The organism is Rathayibacter caricis DSM 15933 (assembly GCF_003044275.1).
In the GTDB taxonomy this organism is placed as follows: domain Bacteria; phylum Actinomycetota; class Actinomycetes; order Actinomycetales; family Microbacteriaceae; genus Rathayibacter; species Rathayibacter caricis.
Map to the genome: position 1 here is coordinate 1,387,635 of NZ_PZPL01000001.1, position 18,467 is coordinate 1,406,101.

The following is an 18,467-nucleotide window of genomic DNA, read 5'->3' on the forward strand; positions in this document are numbered from 1 at the left end:
AAGGGCGGGACGGGACGCGGGTCAGACGTGGCGGCCGGGGCGCTGGACGCCGACGGCGGTGAGGGTGATCGAGCCGGTGGTGCCCTGGGCGGCGGAGGGGGCCGACTCGGGGAGCCGCAGGGTCAGGCGGAGGTGATCCGTCACTCCGTTCGCGAGGGCGGGGGAGGCGGGCAGGTCGATCCGGGCGGTGGCGGGACGGTCCGGGGAGACGGCGGTGATCGTGCCGCCGCAGGTCGCGCCGTCGGAGGACCAGGGCTGGGAGCAGCGGTCCAGGGCGATCTGCAGGCCGTCGGAGGGGCTCGCGCCGACGACGGGCGCCGCTGATTCGAGCTGCAGGGCCGAGACGGCGACGGAGCCGGCGTTCGTGAGGTCGACGAGGCGGCGGGCGGTGCCTCCGGGCACGAGTCCGGTGACGGCGACCGGGACGGCGGTGGCGGTGGTCGCGGTGAACGAGAGGGTGACGACTCCCGAGCTCGTGCGGGCCTGAACGGAGTCGCGCGAGGTGAACAGGGCGGTGGCGGTGGCGGTCCCGGCGAGGACGAGAGCGGTCGCGAGCCCGGCGGCGAGCAGGGTGCGGTGGCGGCGCGGGGGGCGGAGGCGCGCGGCGCGGTGCGCGGCGCGGGTCACGAGGCGGCCCCGGAGCGGGTGCGGACGGCGCTCGCGCGGGCAGCGACCGCGTCCGGGGCGCTCGGCTCTGCGGCTCCGGCGTCGTCGACGATCACCTGCGAGGTATCCGTCTGCGCGAGATCTGCCTCCGCAGCACCCTCCTCCGCAGCACCCGTCCCGCCCGCGGGTCGACGCCAGATGACGAGCAGCACCGCGGCGACCACGAGCGCGCCGCCGCCCGCGAACAGGGCGAAGCGCGCCTCCGGGGTCGTCAGCGCGAGGGCCGGCCAGCCCAGCAGCGGCACGACGGCCTCCTCGCGCCAGACGCGGGAGTCGCCGATGGTCAGGATCCACGGGTCGGCGGAGGCGTTGTTGTCGCCCTTCGTGGTCAGGGCGAGCTGGCCGGGCTCGCGGTCGCGCAGCTGCGCGGCGTCCGCCTCGGAGTAGACGAGGGTCACCCGGTGGATGACCCGGCGCGAGGACGCGGTCGGGTCGGTGAACACGATCACGTCGCCGGCGCGGATCTCGGCCTGCGCGGCGGGGAGGGTGACGGCGAGGGACCCGACGGGCATGCCGGGCGCCATCGAGTTCGAGAGCACGGGCACCACGCGGACCACTCCGAGCGCCGACAGGGCGAACGCGGCGACGCCTGCGACCGCGAGCAGGGTGACGAGCACACCGGCGAGGGCGCGGAGGAGACGGCGGATCACGCGGGGTCCTCCCGGCGGCGGCGGGCGAGCACGAGTCCGGCCGCGAGGGCGACGAGCGCTCCGAGCAGCGCGGCGCCGAGGTCGCGTCCGGTGACGGCGAGGCCATCGGGGCGCGTGGGGGAGCCGGGGGCGGCGACTCCGGAGTCAGCGCCGGGACCGTCGGCGCCGGGACCGTCTGCGCCGGGACCCCCGGCACCAGGACCCCCGACCCCAGGCCCGCCCGGCTCCGCCGCCCCCGCCACCGAGAACACGACCCGGAGCGACCCGTCCGCGTTCTCGAGCGCGTTCCCCGCCGACTCCGGGAACGCCACGCGCACCCGGACGCCGACGGTCGCGCCCTCGGCGATCGGGCGGGCGGTCTCGAGCCGGCCGAGCCCGGCGGCGGGTCCGGATCCGAGCGGCACGTCGCCCGAGGCGCAGGTGAAGCGCTCGACGGTGCGGCCCTCGGGAGTGTCCAGCGGAGTGGAGTCGAAGGGGGCGTCGCAGAGGTCGACGGTGAGGCGGAGCCCGTCCGCGGCGGTGAGCAGGGGCCCCTCGGAGTCGAAGCCGACGGTGAGCGCGTGGCCGACCGAGTCGGTGTTGGTCACCTCGGCGGCCCACTCCGACGAGTCGCCGGGTGCCAGGTCGGCGAGGGCGAGCGTCGAGGAGGAGCGCTCGCGCACGTCGAGGACGTCGCGCTGCTCGGCGCTCGCCGCGGGCGCGAGGAGGATCGCCGCGGGCGCGAGCAGGACCGTCGCGAGGACGGCGCCGAGCGCGCGGGCGGGGTGCATGGTGACTCCGGGAGTAAGTGGAAGGGGTCCGCGCCCGACCACGGGGGCCGGGCGCGGACGGGGTGCTACTTCTGGATGCCGTCGCGCTGGATCGCAGCGGCGGTGTACTGGATGGTCGCCGCGGCGTTCTCGTAGTCGTTGTCGGCGGCCGTGGGCAGCACGAGCTCGACGAGCGAGTTCAGGGTCGCGCCGGTTCCGGTGTCGGACGGGAAGGTGCCCTCGGTGGTCGGGGTCAGACCGAAGTCGGCCGGGCCGAAGTCGATCGCGTTCGCGAGGCCGCCGATGGTCGACAGCTTGCCCTGGGAGGTCACGGTGGTGTCGCCGCCGCAGGTGTACGGGCCGGTCGGCGCGGTCGAGGTCGTCCACGCGACCGAGCAGGTGAGCAGGCGGTAGTCGAGGCCGTCGGCTCCGGTGACGAGCGACTCGCCGAGCCCGGCCAGCGCCGGGTCGTCGGTGCCGAGGGTCTGGGCCGTGACCTCCTGGTAGAAGCGGACGGACTCGACGAGGTTTCCGTCGTTGGTCGCGTTCGGCAGCTCGATCAGCAGCGGGCGCTGCACCGTGTCGCCGGGGGCGATGTCCTCGATCACCCAGTCGCCGGTGGCGACGATGTCGAGCTGACCCGCGTCGACGGTCGTCTCGGCGGTGTCGGAGTCGGTGAACACGGCGAAGGCGCCGGCGCCGGCGAGCGCTCCCGCGGCGAGCAGGACACCTCCGGTGAGGGCGATCTTCTTCCACGGGGTCGTGCGGGTGGGTCGGGGTGCTGCGGAGGTCATGGCGACCGTTCCTCTCTGGTCAGTGCCCGGTGCGGGCGTGGTCTCCCTTTCGCAGGACTGCGCAGAGGGAAGCTTCAGGGGGCGAGCGGGCATCAGCAGCCCCTCGCCGAGACGACGGCCGGAGTGGTCACGGCGGTCGAGGCGGGCGACGCGACGCCGAGCCAGCGCTGCAGGTCGGGGCGGATCCGCCACTGGTAGCCGCGGCCCTCGCCGACCCGGTCGTCGGTGAACGACGTGGCGGAGGCGGTGGGAGTCGCGATGACGGTCCACGGCCCGGGCGTCGTGCCGGACGTGCGGCGCTCGAGCGTCCAGCCGGTCGTGCCCGGCACGGCCGCCCACGAGACGAGCACGGTGGGCCGGTTCGCCGTGCAGCTCGCGACGGGGGTCGCGACGACGGCCGAGCGCGTCCACGTGCCCAGGCTCACGGCTCCGCTGGTCACCTCGGTGTCGGTGAAGCCGCGGCGGGTGAGGGGCTGCGGATCGACGGACACGGTGATCGTGGACGCCGCGGTGAGTGCGCCGTCGCTCGCCGTGTACGCGATCACGACCGGGCCGGTGAAGCCGCCGCCGGGCGGCGTGTAGGTGCAGGTCGTGGTGCACGAGAGCGTGCCGCGGGCGGGGGTCTGCGCGGTGAAGACGAGCGTCGTGCCCGGGTCCTCGTCGGTGTCGTTGGCGAGCGGCGAGATCGCGACGGGCGCGCCTCCGGTGATCGCGACCGCCCGGTCGGCGCGGGCGACGGGCGCGTGGTTCACCGCGGTGACCGTCACCGTGACGCGCACGTTCCAGGTGCCGTAGGTGCTCTGCAGCGCGTAGTCGAAGACGTCGGTGCCGACGTACGCGGCGATGGGCCGGTAGGTGCACTGGCCACGCGTCGCTCCGGTGTCGACGCAGGTGACCGACCCCTGCACGGGAGTGGCGGGCGCGGGCGACGCCGCGCCTCCGATGCTCTTGGGAGTCGTCGAGAGCTGCGCCCGCGAGAACGTGGCGCCGGTGGCGACCGCCCCGTCGTTCGCCAGCACGTCGATCACGACCGAGCCGCCCTGCACCACGGTCACGGAGTCGGCGACCGGGTCGGGCACGACCGTGATCGCCACGGTGGCGGTACGGGTGAAGGCCGCGCCCGTGGGCGGAGTCGCGGTGACGGTCGCCGTGTTCGCGATCGTGCCGGCCGTCACGTCGGCCGCGGTGGTCGTGTAGGTGGCGGTGGCGGTGACGATCTGGCCCGGAGTGAGGCGGCCGGCGGTGCCCGGCCAGGTCGGGGTGATCGTCGAGAGCCCGGCCTTCGGGTCGCTGATCGCGACGCTCGTGAGGGTCGTGTTGCCGGTGTTCGTAGCGCGGAACGTGTAGGTGATGACGGTGCCGGCCGCGCTGATGAACGCCGGGTTCGCCGTCTTGGTGAAGGCGAGGTCGCTGGTGCGGGTGAGCACGACGGTCTTGGAGGCGGTCGAGGTGACGGCCGCTCCGCTCGTCGGCGTGCCCGTCGCGGTCGCGGTGTTGAGCACGCTGCCCGCGTCGATGTCGGCCTGCGTGATCGCGTAGCTCGCCGTCGCGGTGACCGTTTGCGCGACTCCGAGAGTGTTCGCGGTGCCCGGCCAGGCGCCGTAGGTCACCGTCGCCCGCGGGTCGGCGATGCTGACGGCCGTGAGCGGCACGTTGCCGGAGTTGGTCAGGGTGAAGGAGTAGTCGATCCGCGCGCCGACGACGGCGGTGCCGGTGAGAGTGCCGTCCTTGGTGAGGGTGAGGCCGGGGGCGTAGCGGATGGGCGTGGTGGCGGTGCTGGTGGCCGTCACGGTCGCCGGAGTCGCCGCGAGCGTCCGCCCGCTGACCGTCGCCGTGTTGGTCAGCGCCGTGTTCGCGTTGATGTCGGCCTGCGTCACCGTGTACGGGGCCGAGGTGAAGGTCGCCTGCCCGCCCGGCGCGATCTGCGCGGTGGTCGGCGTGATGCCGGCGACCTTCGGGTCGGTGACCGCGACTCCGGTCAGCGTCACGTTGCCGGTGTTGCGGGCGACGAAGGAGTAGGTGACCGTCTCGCCGACGTCGGCCCGGGTGTTGCCGTTGGTGTCGGCGAGCACGCCGGTCTTGGCGAGCGTGATCACGGGGGCGGGGGTGGTGATGGGGGCGGTGACGGCGGAGGTGTTGCTCGTGATGGTGGTGGTGCCGGAGCGACCCGTCGCGGTCGCGGTGTTGACGAGGGAGCCGGCGACCGCCTCCGCTGCCGTGACGACCTTGCTGCCGGTGCAGGTGACGGAGGCGAGCGAGGCGAGCGTGGTCACCGGGCAGCTCACGACCGGGATCTTCGGGTCGCTGACCGCGATGTTCGTGATGCTGGCGAGCGACGTGTTGGTGACGACGAACTGGTACGGGATCGTCTGGCCCTCGGCGTAGCTCGCGGGCTGCGCGGTGGTGCGGTCGATCTGCTTGACCAGGTTGAGCGCGCCAAGGTCGTTCACCGTCGAGACCGTGACGTTGCGGACGAGGTGGGTGTCGCTGGAGCCGCCGGTCGAGGCCGTGAAGCCGAGCTTGTAGGTGGACGGAGCGGCGGTGGCCATCGTGAACTGCATGACCTGGGTGAGCTGCGCGGCGGTCATGCCTGCCGAGGCGCCGTAGAAGACCGTGACGACCGGGAACGCGGCGGGCGAGACGGTGACGCGGATGGTGCGGCCGTAGGAGGTGGGCGGGTTGGTCGCGTTGAGGCTGATCGCGGTGCGGACGGATCCGAGGGCGGGAGGCGCGACTCCGGCGATGTAGCAGTAGTTCAACTTCGCCTGCCCGGGCCCGCGCGCGACGATGCGGTTGCCGACCAGGCCGGGAGCCGCCGGAGTCGCGGGGCAGCCCGCGCCGAGCCCGCCCGACGCGTTCGAGAAGTTGCCGTAGGCGTCGAGCCCGATGCCCAGGTACCCGCCGTTCACCCCGTCGACCGTCGTCGACTGGCCGTAGCCGAGCGATCCGCCGGGCGCGCCCGCCGCCGTGAGGTTGCGCGACCCGTCGGTGAGGAAGAAGCCGATGCCGTCGGCGCCGTTGAGCCCCAGCGCGGTGGAGTACTGGTACTGGTCGAACAGCACGTCGATGCCGCCGGTCGCCGGGATCGCCCGGTTGAGCACCGCGCCGCCCTTGCTGTTGGTGCGGTTGTCGGTGAGCTGGAGGAAGCCGAGGTCGGCAGTGGTCGCCGGCGAGGCCGTGCGGTTTGTGCAGACGCCGAGGTTCGAGGCGCCGGCCGGAGGGGCGGTGGTCGCCTTGGTCAGGCACGCGCTGTCGAGCATCTGCCACGCGGAGTCGGGGACGCTCGTGCCGCCGAAGGACTCCTGCACGAGGAGGGTGGCGGCGTCGGCTCGTTCTGCTGCGGTGGGGCCGATGACGAGGACGGCGGCGAGGAGCGCGAGGACGAGGGTGAGGGCGGTGGGGCGGCGGGATGCGCGGTTGGCGGGGTCGATGAGGCGGCGTCGAGATGCGCGCACTGCCGCCATGATCGGGACCCTCCGGAGCGCTCACCGGACTGTCCGGGCTGAGCGGATACGAAGATACGGTCGCGGCAAGTGGGGCCTTGTCCCCCTAAGAAGGCACGCGGGGGAGGGGTGCGTGTGCCCCATCTCGGGGTGGAGTCAGGAGGCGGTCATCCGGCGCTCACAGAGTTCCCAGGATCTGCGATGCGGTGTGTGATCGCGTCGGTTACTTCCGCGCCGCTGCGCGGATCGGGGCGGCGCGGCGCGTGGACGAGCGCGCTGTGACGGGGGGCACCCTCTTCGACGTTTGGCGGAGAAAAGCAGGGTACTGACGCGAAATCGCGACCGTCGCGAGGTCGCTCCTGCGCGTGGTCGGAGTGTCGGCGGGCAGGGCTTGGGCCCGCAACAGATCAAGCCGCCCGAAAGGCTCCGTTCTCGTGGGCGGGAACGGACCTTCGCGGGGAATTTGACGCGATCAGATGGCCGTGGAGGTGCCGAGTTCGGTGCGCGTGACGCAGCCCGATGCGACCGCCTAGGCGATCGCCTCATCGACGAGCGCGCGGATGTTGTCGGTCATCCGCTAGCGGTCCGAACCGGCCAAGAGGGGCGGGCCATCTCCAGAGGCGAGCCGGGACCGGCGGGAAAGGAGGGCAGCGTGATGGGGCAGGCGCCCTATCGGCGGAGCGTGGTTAAGCAAATCGCTCGGCGACTACCGCCTAACAGCGTCACGTGGCTCGTCGACCACGGATCGCGACGGCCCTTTTGTAAAGGGAGCGGCGCTACGTCTCAGGTGCCGAGGTCCGGGTAGAGTTGGCCCCTGGCTAGACCGAAGATCAGGTCGACTCGGATGGAGTGGGTGACAGTGAATCCTGGTAAGACCGAACTGGGCGCCCTCACCCGCATGTTCTCTGCGACCGTTATGCGCGAATTGGGCCGCAGTGGACGCTCAGCACTCTTTGGGCGGCTCCTGGCGCAGTCACGCCTGGCTGCGGAGATGCCGAGTGATGCCACCGTTGGTGACGTCTTTGATTACGCCTTTCTTTTGCTGCGTAGTTTAGGGAATCGGGACGAGTACATCTATCGCTCTGCCATCACTCAGAAGATTCTGCTTGGGCAGCACAACCTCCGAACGGCTTCTATGCTCAGTGAAGCCCGCGTCGGCGTGTGTAAAGCCGACGTCGTTGTTCTCAACGGAACGGCCACCGCCTATGAGATTAAGTCCGAACGAGACTCGCTGGCGCGACTGACGAAACAAGTAAACGCCTACGGTGAGGTGTTTGCCGCAGTGAACGTAGTAACTAGCCCTTCTCATGTGAAGCAGGTCTTCCGTCAAATTCCAGAATGGGTCGGCGTCCTGGTGTTGTCGGAGAAATTCACGCTACAGGTTCAACGCCCTGCCGTCGTGGATGCGACACGCATCGATCCGCTTGCTGTACTTGATCTCCTGCGTGTCGACGAAGCGAACCGTGTGCTCCGGTCCCTCGACATCCCGCCCCCAAAGGTGCCGAACACGCAAATGCGTGGTGCGCTCCGCGACATGTTCAATTCATTGGATCCGGCAGGTGTTCACGCGCAGATGGTAAAAACGCTAAAGGTCACTCGTTCCCAAAGCGCAGCGGAGGATTTTATTAGAACCGTCCCGATGTCGTTGCGCGCTGCCATGCTTACTATCAAAATGAACGGAGTGTCGGAAAGGAAAGTCCGCGACGCCACGAAATTGTCAGTTTCCGCCGCACTCGCTTGGAGTTGATCCCGATGTATTATCCGTACTTCCGAGGTAAGCAATTTGAACTCATCGCGCTCCGGGAGAGCGCTTCTCTAATTGCGGACGCCAACTTTGTTCCCATCATCGAACCGGTGAGGGAAACTCTGACGGGCCTCGAACGCGCGCTGCGGGCGCTGTCAGACGCTGGCGCTCGCGCCATCGTCATCGTAAACCCTCGGCACGGTGATATGAAGGCTAACGGAACTAGCATTAGTTCCTTCCTTGAACAGGGCTATCGAGGCAACGACGCGGTCGCAGCTGGCGCGCTTCTTCTCAGTGACACCTCTATCGGCGCGGCCGAATCTCTGATAAACCACCATTCCATCCATCCGCAGGCCATCATTCACGCGGGTTTTACCGAGCCGAAGGCGCTTGCCTTGCTGTTGGGCGAGCAAGTGCGTGCGACGACTAACATTTTTATTGAGGACCAGGCCAGCACTCTCTATCGACGTCACTTCCAAAACAGCACGCGGGTGCTCATCAAGGACGGATTCGTACAGCGAAAGAACGCTGACTACGACGCAGTTGATCTCTTCTCTGATTTGCATGTAACGTATGGAGAATTTGGGGCGCAGGGATACGGAGATTTTCTCACCGTGGGTGACCGTTACGCGGAAGGTGGTGGACCTGCCTACGCCGTCGCAATCCACTTAACCTTTATTGACCCAGACAATGATGATGCAATGTTTGTTTACCACTTCAAGTCGGACTCAAATGACACCCCCACGGACCCGGCCGGTAAGTTCTTCCAAGCTCTGCGAAAGCTCATGGATGCATACAATTCGGGAACTTCAAAACTGCTAAGCACCTCCGCCATCCAGGAGTTTCGCGACCTTTACGAGACGGGTCACTTTCCTGGCCTCGGCTACGTGAAGAAGCTCTCTATCCGCCACCATCTTGAAACTCTTGCCGACTACCACTGCGGCCGGGCAAATGCCTGACCGATTTTGCTGCGCTTTCTGCTTCGGCGACGCAAATCTGAGGGACAACTTCATTTTTGATCGGTCTGTAGGCACTGGAACCTGCGGATATTGCGGGACCGCGGGAGTCTTACTCGTCAGGCCGATGGATCTACGTGAAGCCTTCGAGGTGGTGGTCGGCGTCTATGAGATTGTTGACGACGGCGAATCGCTGCCGACGATCCTACGGCAAGATTGGGCACTTTTCACTCACCCTGTGATGCAAGACGACGCGCATGCGAAAGAACTTCTCGCTGATGTTTTGGATAGCGGTGACCTTGTGCGGAAGAATTTTGGACCGCCGGCGGGTTATGGCACGCAGAGCCTTACGAAGTGGGACGATCTGCGCGGCGAAATGATGCACGGCAATCGCTGGTTTCTGAGGAAAGAGATCGATTACGACCGGTTGCGTTACCTCTTCAGCCTGCTCATCGAAGACCCCTCCGTGCTGAGCACGCGTTGGCACCGGGCTCGCATCCTGAATGACGGCACCTCGTACGCACTTGAGGAAATGGGCGCGCCACCGCCGAGGTATGCCGGGCACGGTCGAGCTAACCCGGCAGGGATCCCGTATCTATATCTCGGGTCGTCTCCGAAGACTGCCGTCTCCGAGGTCCGTCCGCACGCAGTCGAAGCGGTAGGGGTGGCTGAATTCACTATTCCTGAGTTGAAAGCTGTGGACTTGCGAGGTCCGCGAGAGCGGATCTCGCCGTTCGGACTCGAAGACGATCAAGTCGTTCAGCTACTAGCTGATATCCCCTTTCTTGAGCGCCTCGGCGACGAGCTTACTCGTCCCGTCGTGCCTAGAAGTGCTCCCTTCGAGTACGTTCCGAGCCAGCACCTTTGTGAGTTCATCAAGCACTGCGGGTACGACGGGGTGGTCTATCGAAGTTCCATGAGTAATGGCGTGAATCTTGCTCTTTTCCATCCAAAGGTGGCGAGTGGCATTGTTGTTCAGCGGTACGCAGTGCAGCAGGTGGAAGTACATGTGGCTGTGTTGACTTGATGACAGATAGAAGCTGTTCTGTCGGTTGATGGCGCCCGACTTCTGGCACGTGGTCCCTTCAAGGACCCTGTACGAACCGCACCTTCTCCGCGTACTCAAAGTGATTTTTTACGAGATCTGAGACGTCGATGTTCTGCAGCTTGCTCGAGACCGGGGTGAAGCCGGTGAGCCCGGCGGCGGTCTCTCCTGCCTGCGCGACTCGGTAGACGAACTTCAGCACGTTGTCGTTGCTCGAGTGGTAGCAGTAAACGCCCTCATCGACGGCGGCGGTCAGCGAGGTCCAGTCGCCCTTCGCTCCGATGGCGGCACCGAGCAGGTGAGCGGCCTCGATCCTCGGTCCGCCGGGCTTCGTGCCCATCGCTTCGGCGGCCACCACCATCAAGCGCGCTCCGAGGCTGTGCCCGATGAGTACGTAAGACTCCGCCTCAGTACGAGCCAGCAGGTCTCCGAGGATGACCCCGGTCTTGTCTGCACGGCTTTTAGCGACGTGCCACGGGTTCTTCGCCAGGTCTGCTGCGATCAGGCCCGGCCCGACGACGTTGCCGAGCAGCCTGGCACCGGCCTTCGTGGCGAGGGCTGCAGCGGCTCGTGCCACGGCCACGCCTCCGGCCTTCCCTGCAGAGCCCGTCACAAGATCTCCGAGGTCGCGGATCTCCTTCGATCCCCACCTCACCCGATAGACCGGGGAGTCGGGGTACCGCTCGTCGACGATCGCCTTCCACCCGCCCCACTTCTCACCTGCGCCCTCGGTGAGGAAGCCGTTCGCCACGATCACCGGCACCCCTCCCTTGCCCGGGCGGAGCAACTCGATGCCGAAGGACTTGTCCTCACGGAGGTAGGCATTCGAGACGGATGCGCCCAGTACTCCTCCGACAGCAGCTCCGACCGCGGTGACGACGGTCGTTCCTCCGGCCATGCCGAGCCCGCCCGCGGCGAGAGTCCCTCCGCCGAGCAGCGCGAGACCGTGCGAGCTGGCGGCGGCGCCGGACAATCCGCCGAACACACCGAGCGATCCGATAGCTCCGCCGATCGCGGGAGCTGCGAGAAGGGCGACAGGGGCAGCGACCGTCAGGAGGGCGGCGCCGCCGAGCACGATTTTCGAGGTGGCCATGAGGTCCGGCTTCTCGTACTTCAGGAAGTCTTCGTAGTCGTGGAGCTCGCCGAAGGTGCCGTGCGCCTTCTCGAAGCCGGGAATGTCGTGTCGGTGCTCGGCGCAGAACTGGGGAACTCGAACCGCGCCCCGTTCGCGCACGGCCATGTTGCTGCATCCGGAAGCCAGGCACGGGAGCGTGGGCGACCCGCAGCCCTGACAGACGTAGACCGGGAGCTGTCCGGCGGGCCGGTTCGACTTCCGATGCTCGGTCTTGAAGAAGCAGGAGGAGCACCAGGCCTGCTCGACGTCGAGGAGCGAGACGTCGTCGGCGACGTCCGCGATCCACTGCGCGGTCTTCGCGTAGACGTCGGCCTGCTTCTGCGCGGTCTTGCGGTCTTCCTCCACCTGCCGGAGGGCGGCCTTCTGCTCTGCCGGGTCGGAGAGGGCGAGAGCCTCGGCGTTGGAGGCCGAGCGGGCCGCGAACCAGGTTTTCGCGTAGGCCCACATGTTGCTGCGCAGGGCGGGATTGCTCGCGAGCTCGGTCTCGCGGTCTGCGGACGGCTCGAGGTCGTGAAACTCGCCGGAGAGTGTCAGCGTCGCTCCCTGGTCCGAAACCACATCCACTCGCAGGTGGGTTCCTTCAACGACATGGGCGTGGAGTGATCCGGGCATAGCCAGATCGTGCCACACGCCCTGCGCTCGGTCGGCGTGGATGGCTCAGAAGTGCACATCCAGCAGGGCGATCTAGGTGCGGCATACATTTTCGGTCGAGAAAATGCACGACTTCTTTCCCGGCAGGCTCCGGGCGTGCATTTTCATCGCGACGGCGTTAGCGGCGCTCGGCCCGCCAACCACAAACCAAGGTTTGCCTTACTAAGCACACCCTAAGTAAGGTGAGGCGACACTAAGTCAGACCTCAGAGAGGACCTCCATCCGTGGATCCACTACGACCCCGAGCCGCCCGCGCGTCCGCCGCGCTGCTCGCCACGATCGCCCTGGCCGGCGGGGCGCTCGCGTTCGCGCCCAGCGCCTCCGCCGCGGCTTCGCCCGGCACCATCACCGACGCCTCCTTCACCTGGGGACTCAGCAATGAGGCCGGGGGTGGCGCGTTCTTCGGTGGCTGCAACTTCCTCAGCGCGGGGACGGCCGGCGACACCGGCAGCTCGCGCGTCTGGACCGAGGCCGACGGCTTCTACAAGCAGTCCGAGGGGAACGTCTCGGTCGTGAAGCCGAACGCGTCGGGCGCGCTCGTGCCCACCAGCTGGGCGACCAAGTGCCAGACGCCGGCGGGCACGCCCGTCACGGCCGCCTCCGCCACTTCGCTGACCAAGAACGCGGTCGTCTTCGAGAACGGCACCGGCACCGTCGCGGCCGACGGCTCCACCGAGATCGAGTGGGACGGCTCCTTCACGGTCGCGTTCTACGGCGGACTCACGTACTGGAGCGCCAGCGACCCCGTGCTCGAGATCGACGGCTCGGGCAACGGGCAGTTGACCGCCACGGCGAGCGGCTACGGCACCGACATGAACGACCAGACCAAGTGGGTGCCGGTCGCACCGCAGACGATCGTGCTCGCCGACATCTCGAACGCGTCGGCCGACGACGACGGCTTCACGGTCACTCCCGACTACCTGGGCGTCGCGGTCACCACCGAGGCCACTCCGCAGACGACGACCGGAGCGACCTGGGGCTCGTTCCCGCAGAGCTTCGTCGACTTCCAGAACCTGACCGGCCAGAGCAGCTACTGGTACAGCTCGGGCGGATCGCGCGATGCGGCGAAGCCCGCCGCCCCTCTGACCGTGGACTACGCGCTCACCCCCGCGACGACTCCGACCACGCCGCCGACCACCCCGCCCACGACTCCTCCCACCACCCCGGCCGAGCCGGAGCCCGGTGAGCAGGACATCACGGTCGAGGTGCCCGAGGTGACGGCTCCGCCCGCCACCGGCAGCTTCGGCTGGGCGTTCGAGAGCACCGACGCGGTCAGCCTCGGCACGGCCACCCAGGCCGGATCGACGTTCGTCGCGACAGGCGCGCTCAACACGATCGCGGTGACCGACACGCGCTCCGGCGGCACGACTCCGTTCGGCTGGAGCATCTCGGGTTCGGTCAGCGACTTCGCGTCGGCCTCGGGCGGCTTCGACGCCGGCTACCTCGGCTGGACTCCGTCGGTCGGCAACGCGGGCAGCGGAGTGGTCGCGGGAGCGGCCGTCGGCTCGACCCTCGAGAGCGGCGCGGGCCTGTCGGACGCGGCGACGCTCGCCTCCAGCACCGCCGCGGCCAGCGCCGACGTCGACGCGGCACTGCGCCTCGTGATCCCGACGACGACGCCGGCAGGCGACTACTCGGCGACGCTCACCATCACGGCGCTGGGCTGATCCTCTGCGCTGACGGCGCGGGGTGACCCGCGCTGATCCCGCCCGGGGCGGGCCGTCCTCTCGACACGGAGGAGGGTCCGCCCCGTTCCCGCGCCTGCCTCGACCACGAGAGCGCCGCGGGACCGGGCTTCCGAGTCCGCCCACTCCTCTTCCTCCCGCCGTTCCGGCATCGACACTGCAGAGACGACCCATGCGCCGCTTCCCCGCCCTCCTCGCCGCCGCCTCCTTGAGCGTCGCGGCCGCCGTGCTCCCGCTCTCCCCGGCCTCCGCCGCCGACGGCCCCGCCTGGAGCGTCGGCCCGACCGCGGACGCGTCCGGCGCCACCCGCGCGAACTTCGACTACTCCCTCGACCCCGGCGCCGTGGTCGAGGACTCGATCTCGGTGCGCAACGACGGAGCGACCGAGCTGGTCCTCGACGTCTACCCGGCCGACGCGTTCACCACCCGCGAGGGCGGCATCGACGTGCTGACCGCGGGCACCGCCTCCGAGGACGCGGGCACCTGGATCGCGCTCGACTCCTCCTCCGTGACCCTCGTGCCGGGGCAGGAGGCGGCGGTGCCGTTCACGGTGACGGTGCCGGCGGATGCGCAGCCCGGCGATCATCCGGCGGGCATCGTCACGTCGCTCCGCGTCGAGGACCCCGACTCGCAGGTGCAGATCGACCGGCGGCTGGGGACGCGGCTGCAGCTGCGCGTCTCGGGCGAGCTCGTGCCCTCGCTCGAGCTGTCGGACCCGGTGGTCGCGTTCTCGGGGGTCTGGAACCCGTTCGCGACAGGATTCGTGACCGTCGACTACTCGGTGGGAAACACCGGGAACACGCGGGTGACCGCGCTGGCGGACACGTCGATCGCCGGTCCGCTGGGGGTCGCGGGGGTGTCGGCGCAGAGGCAGCTGCCGGAGGTGCTGCCCGGGTCGACGATCGACGTGCGCGAGGAGCTCGACGGAGTGGGCGCGCTGGTGTGGCTGTCGGGAGCGGTGAGTCTGCAGCCGACGAGCGTGGGCTTCGGCGCGGCGACCCTGGATCCGGTGACGGCGGACTTCGCGCTGGCCGCGGTGCCGGTGGCGACGCTGCTGATCGTGCTGGTGCTGGCGGCGGGAGTGGTGGTGGCGGTGCTGCTGGTGCGGCGGCGACGGGGTGCGCGGGCCGCGTGACGGGCGCGGGTCGTCGGCGGCGCGAGCCGGGGGTGGGGTCGAGTCCTCAGTAGTCGTCGTAGTCGGGTGCCGAGTACGACGACTTCTGCATAGTCGGGGGCGGGGCGAGCGGAGGCGCGTGACGCGGGCTCGGCAGGACGGCGTCGAGTCCTCGAGAGTTGTCGTACTCGGCGTCGAGTACGACGACTTTCGCTGACTGGGGAACGCGGAGGGGTGCACGAGCGCCACGAGGGACGCGCAGGCACGTTTACGCACAAGTTGCGGGATCCGCTCGCACTTCCCCCAACTTCTGGAGGAGCGCGGCGGGAGTCGCGGGGCCGGGAGGCGGCGGCTCGCGCCGGTTCCGCAGAAGTTGCGGTAGCGGCTCGCGGTTACCGCAACTTTTGGAGAGTGGGGGCGGGCAGCCGGGCGGGCCGTCACTCCGGAGGCGCGGGGCGGCGCCAGGGCAGCACGCGGCGGCCCGAGAGGTGCAGCACGGCGAGCACGGCGATCAGCACCGCCAGCGCGAGGGCGCCGATCAGGAGGGGCAGGAGTCCGGAGCTCGCGACCGCCTCGGGGACGAGTCCGCCACCGTCGCGGACGACGGTGCTCGTCTCGGCGACGAGCCCCGCGGCAGCCTGCGCGGCCGGAGCGGCAGCGGCACCCGCACCCGCGCCGGCACCCGCCACGGCCCCCGCTCCCGTCGGCCGCTGCGCCACCTCGTTCATCGGCCCCGCCCCTCCGCCCGCCGCCGATTCCGGAGCCGCCACCACCGCCGGAGCCGAGGCGTCGAAGTTCACCAGCAGCGCGGTCGCCGGCTTGGCCGCGTCGCGAGTCCCACCCGTCGTCAGCCAGTACCCGGCCTGCCCCGTCTGCACCTGGAACTGCAGGAAGCTCGCCGGGAACGAGCCCCAGTACGCCGCGTTCTCGGCGGTCCGCGGAGCCTGGCCGCCGGTCTGGCTGGCGACGCCGAGGTACTCGGGCACCACGCTGAAGCCGCCGTCGCCGAGCGGAGCGCCGCGCACCTCCGCGAGCACGATCTCGGTCGCGGGCAGCGGGCGCCAGAGCGAGGTGTCCTCCATCGAGGTGCCGTAGCCGCTCGCGGTCGCGGTCAGCTGCCCGTTCCCCGCGGCGTCGAGCGAGAGCACGGGGTCGCTCGCGCTCCAGTAGGTCATGCCGCCGTAGAAGGCGACGGTGAACGCGCCACTCCAGCGCAGTGTGAGGCCGTCGGCCGAGACGGAGCCGCGCCCGCCGTCGACGACGACCTGCGACTGGGTGCTCGAGGCGAGCGACGACGCGGTGACGGGCGCGCCCGACGGATCCGTGCAGCGCGTCGCGAAGGAGGCGCGCGTCCATCCGCCGGCCGCGGTCGCCTTCTCGATCGAGACGGCCCCGGCCTCGGCGGCGTACAGCCCGTCGGACTCGGACCAGACGCGCGCGCCTCCGCTGTTCCCGGCGACGCCGGCGCTGAGGAAGTTGCAGCCGCCGGCGAAGGCACCGCCGGAGGACTCGCGGTTGAGTCCCCAGCGCAGCTCGGCGTTCTCGATGTCGCCGAAGCCGGCGGAGGTGCCGGTCGGCACGGACACGTCGATGTCGACGCCGTCCTCGACTGCCGCGGCGGCGGGTGCGAGCCCGAGCGTCAGGGCGGCGGCGAGGAGGAGGGATCCGAGCCGCCTCATCGCGCGTCCGCCGTCTCGCGGGCCGGCAGATGGCGGGCGGTGGAGAGCTCCTCGGTGGGGGCGTCGGGGGAGGGAGGAGCGGCGTCGGCATCCGGTTCCGGAGTCGCCGCCACGGGAGTCGCGCTCGACGCAGCGATCCGGGTACCCGGCGACACCGCCGCGCCCCCACCGGCTGTATCCGACAAACCACCCGCACCCACTCGCTTCCGCGCCCGCCGCCTCCGAACCCCCCGCACGATCCCCACCACGACACTCGCCAGCACGAGCCCCGCCGCGATCAGCAGCGCGATCCCGAGCGCCACGTACAGCCACACCGGCACCTCCGGCTCCGCCGCGGCGCTCGGAACCGACGCGGCCGATGCTCCCGCCACGGTCAGCTCGCTCTCGGCGACCGCCCCGGATGCGGCGCCGGTCAGCGTCAGCAGGTGCGTGCCTCCGCGCAGGTCGCCCGGCAGGGGCAGCACCCCGGCCACCTCGCCGCGGGTGCCGGCCGTGAGCGGGCCGACGGCCACGACTCCGTCGTCGAGGGTCGCGACGACCTGCTCGGACACGGCGAAGCCCTGTCCCGTGAACGCCAGCGCATTGCCGGCGACGGCGGAGGAGGCGGTGTAGCCGACGCGCGCGGAGCCGGCCACGGGCGCCTCGGTGGGCGACGCCTCCGGAGCACCCGCGACAGGGGCCGCACCCGCCGCGGGACCGGGGGCCGCGCCGGCCGCCGGCGCCGCGAACGACACCGGCGTGAACGTCTCGTTGTTGGCGTTCTTCACCCCGTGCGCGCCGATCGTGATCACTCCGCACTGCACCTCGAGGCAGTCGACGGTCGTCACCTCGCCCGAGCGGTCCTGCGCCTCGAAGCGCGCCGACGGGATCGTGAGGTCGACGGTGAAGGAGCCGTCGGCCGTGAGCACGCCGTTCGCGGCCGACTCCGTCTCGCTGCCCGGGAACGCGACGAAGCGCTCGAAGCCCGCGTTGTCCTTCGACTCGGAGTCGGGGACGTAGCGGTAGTCGGTGCCGACCTCGCCGCCGCTGCTCGGTCCCCAGCCTGCGCCCGACACCCAGCCGAACAGCACGTAGACGCCGCCGAAGCCGCCCTGGATCGACTGGAAGCCGCGGCCCGAGACCGTGATCGACGTGGCGTAGTCGGGGTCGGCGGCACTCGCCCCGTCGGCGAAGGACACCGACACCGAGCCGGCGGCCGACGCGGCGGGGGCGACGAGCGGAGTAGCGGCCACCGCGATGCCGAGGGCGGCGGCGAGGAGGAGGGTGCGCGGGATGCGGGTCATCGAGGGTCTCCGATCGGGGGAGCGGGGGAGGGGGATGCGCTGGGGGACGCGAGGTCGGCGCCGGTCCGCCGCGCCCGCTCCGGCCGGATCGACACCGAGCCGTCGTCCTCGACGGCCACCCGGATCGGATGCCGGTACACCTCGCTCAGCAGCTCGGTCGAAAGCGCCACCGCGGGCGGACCGTCGGCGCGCACGCGTCCGCCCTCGAGCACGACGACGCGGTCGGCGTACGCGGCCGCGAGCCCGAGATCGTGCAGCACCACCACGGCCGAGCCGCCCGACTCCGTGTGCGCGCGGACCTGGCCGAGCAGCCGCTCCTGATGGCGGATGTCGAGGCTGGCGGTGGGCTCGTCGAGCAGCACGAGGTCGCACTCCTGCGCGCGGACGCGGGCGTAGGCGACGCGGGCCCGCTCGCCGCCCGAGAGCTCGGGCATGCGGCGGTCGCGGAAGGCGGTGACCTCGGCGTCCTCGAGCGCGCGCTCGATCACCGCGGTCCCGTCGCCGCTCCGGGGCGCCCGGCCCATCTCGACGACCTCGAGCACGGTGAAGGGGAACGACACCTCGTTCGACTGCGTCAGCACCGAGCGCAGTCGCGCGAGATCGCGGGCGCGGTAGGAGCGGAGGGGGCGGCCGTCGAGGTCCAGCGCGCCGGTCTGCGGAGCGGAGTCTCCCGCGAGCACCGAGAGCAGCGTCGACTTGCCGGCGCCGTTGGGTCCGACGAGCGCGACGAACTCGCCGCGGTGCAGGCGCAGGTCGACGCCGTCGAGCACGGGGCGCGCGCCGTAGGAGAGGCCGACGCCGGTGGCGCGCATCCGCTCGCCGTGATCGGAGGCCGGAGCCGCGCCCCGCTCGACGGTCGCGCCGCTCACGCCC

Annotated in this window: 14 protein-coding genes; 5 read left to right on the forward strand and 9 right to left on the reverse strand. The window is 70.2% G+C overall.

Annotation, left to right across the window (positions count from 1 at the left end; genetic code table 11):
* Window positions 1-21: 21 nt before the first annotated feature.
* The 5 genes from C1I63_RS06420 to C1I63_RS06440 all read right to left on the reverse strand — a co-directional run bounded on the left by C1I63_RS06420 (window position 22) and on the right by C1I63_RS06440 (window position 6,323).
* The gene (locus tag C1I63_RS06420) at window positions 22-627 is read right to left on the reverse strand and encodes a peptidase (RefSeq protein WP_107574210.1); all 606 of its coding nucleotides are present in this window, start codon (window positions 625-627) and stop codon (window positions 22-24) included.
* Window positions 624-1,316, reverse strand: a complete 693-nt coding sequence (locus C1I63_RS06425; RefSeq protein ID WP_107574211.1) for a signal peptidase I — start codon at window positions 1,314-1,316, stop codon at window positions 624-626. The genes C1I63_RS06420 and C1I63_RS06425 overlap by 4 nt, the downstream gene beginning before the upstream one ends.
* A complete protein-coding gene (locus C1I63_RS06430; RefSeq protein WP_107574212.1) occupies window positions 1,313-2,086 on the reverse strand; it encodes a hypothetical protein in 774 nt (257 codons plus the stop codon). The genes C1I63_RS06425 and C1I63_RS06430 overlap by 4 nt, the downstream gene beginning before the upstream one ends.
* Before the next feature lie 65 nt (window positions 2,087-2,151).
* Entirely contained in the window at window positions 2,152-2,859 is a 708-nt protein-coding gene (locus tag C1I63_RS06435; protein WP_107574213.1) for a TasA family protein, read from the reverse strand.
* A 92-nt stretch (window positions 2,860-2,951) separates the two neighbouring features.
* Window positions 2,952-6,323 (reverse strand): DUF7507 domain-containing protein, encoded by a 3,372-nt coding sequence (locus tag C1I63_RS06440; RefSeq protein WP_107574214.1) that lies wholly within the window; start codon window positions 6,321-6,323, stop codon window positions 2,952-2,954.
* An 832-nt stretch (window positions 6,324-7,155) separates the two neighbouring features.
* Between C1I63_RS06440 and C1I63_RS06445 the strand changes: the two genes are divergently transcribed.
* The 3 genes from C1I63_RS06445 to C1I63_RS06455 all read left to right on the forward strand — a co-directional run bounded on the left by C1I63_RS06445 (window position 7,156) and on the right by C1I63_RS06455 (window position 10,029).
* Window positions 7,156-8,049 carry a sce7726 family protein gene (locus tag C1I63_RS06445; protein ID WP_170116329.1) on the forward strand — a complete coding sequence of 298 codons (894 nt, stop codon included), beginning with the start codon at window positions 7,156-7,158 and terminating at the stop codon, window positions 8,047-8,049.
* A gap of 5 nt (window positions 8,050-8,054) precedes the next feature.
* Window positions 8,055-9,005, forward strand: coding sequence for a sce7725 family protein (locus C1I63_RS06450; protein ID WP_107574215.1), 951 nt, complete (start codon window positions 8,055-8,057; stop codon window positions 9,003-9,005).
* 124 nt (window positions 9,006-9,129) lie between these two features.
* A complete protein-coding gene (locus C1I63_RS06455; protein WP_244906991.1) occupies window positions 9,130-10,029 on the forward strand; it encodes an RES family NAD+ phosphorylase in 900 nt (299 codons plus the stop codon).
* 58 nt (window positions 10,030-10,087) lie between these two features.
* On the opposite strand, the gene C1I63_RS06460 is transcribed toward C1I63_RS06455, so the two are convergent.
* Entirely contained in the window at window positions 10,088-11,794 is a 1,707-nt protein-coding gene (locus tag C1I63_RS06460; protein ID WP_107574217.1) for a DUF726 domain-containing protein, read from the reverse strand.
* Between the two features lie 263 nt (window positions 11,795-12,057).
* Here C1I63_RS06460 and C1I63_RS06465 point away from each other — a divergent pair, with 263 nt between their 5' ends.
* Both C1I63_RS06465 and C1I63_RS06475 read left to right on the forward strand, forming a co-directional pair.
* Window positions 12,058-13,500 (forward strand): hypothetical protein, encoded by a 1,443-nt coding sequence (locus C1I63_RS06465; RefSeq protein ID WP_107574218.1) that lies wholly within the window; start codon window positions 12,058-12,060, stop codon window positions 13,498-13,500.
* A 190-nt stretch (window positions 13,501-13,690) separates the two neighbouring features.
* Window positions 13,691-14,653, forward strand: a complete 963-nt coding sequence (locus C1I63_RS06475; protein WP_107574220.1) for a WxL protein peptidoglycan domain-containing protein — start codon at window positions 13,691-13,693, stop codon at window positions 14,651-14,653.
* Between the two features lie 416 nt (window positions 14,654-15,069).
* On the opposite strand, the gene C1I63_RS06480 is transcribed toward C1I63_RS06475, so the two are convergent.
* Genes C1I63_RS06480 through C1I63_RS06495 form a run of 3 tightly spaced genes read right to left on the reverse strand, consistent with a single transcriptional unit; the run spans window position 15,070 to window position 18,463 of the window.
* On the reverse strand, window positions 15,070-16,311 hold the full coding sequence (locus tag C1I63_RS06480; RefSeq protein WP_107574221.1) for a hypothetical protein: 1,242 nt from the start codon (window positions 16,309-16,311) through the stop codon (window positions 15,070-15,072).
* Window positions 16,308-17,594: a hypothetical protein gene (locus C1I63_RS19690; RefSeq protein WP_170116330.1), complete on the reverse strand. Its 1,287-nt coding sequence runs from the start codon at window positions 17,592-17,594 to the stop codon at window positions 16,308-16,310. The genes C1I63_RS06480 and C1I63_RS19690 overlap by 4 nt, the downstream gene beginning before the upstream one ends.
* Window positions 17,591-18,463 carry a heme ABC transporter ATP-binding protein gene (locus C1I63_RS06495; protein WP_244906992.1) on the reverse strand — a complete coding sequence of 291 codons (873 nt, stop codon included), beginning with the start codon at window positions 18,461-18,463 and terminating at the stop codon, window positions 17,591-17,593. The genes C1I63_RS19690 and C1I63_RS06495 overlap by 4 nt, the downstream gene beginning before the upstream one ends.
* Between the last annotated feature and the right edge of the window lie 4 nt (window positions 18,464-18,467).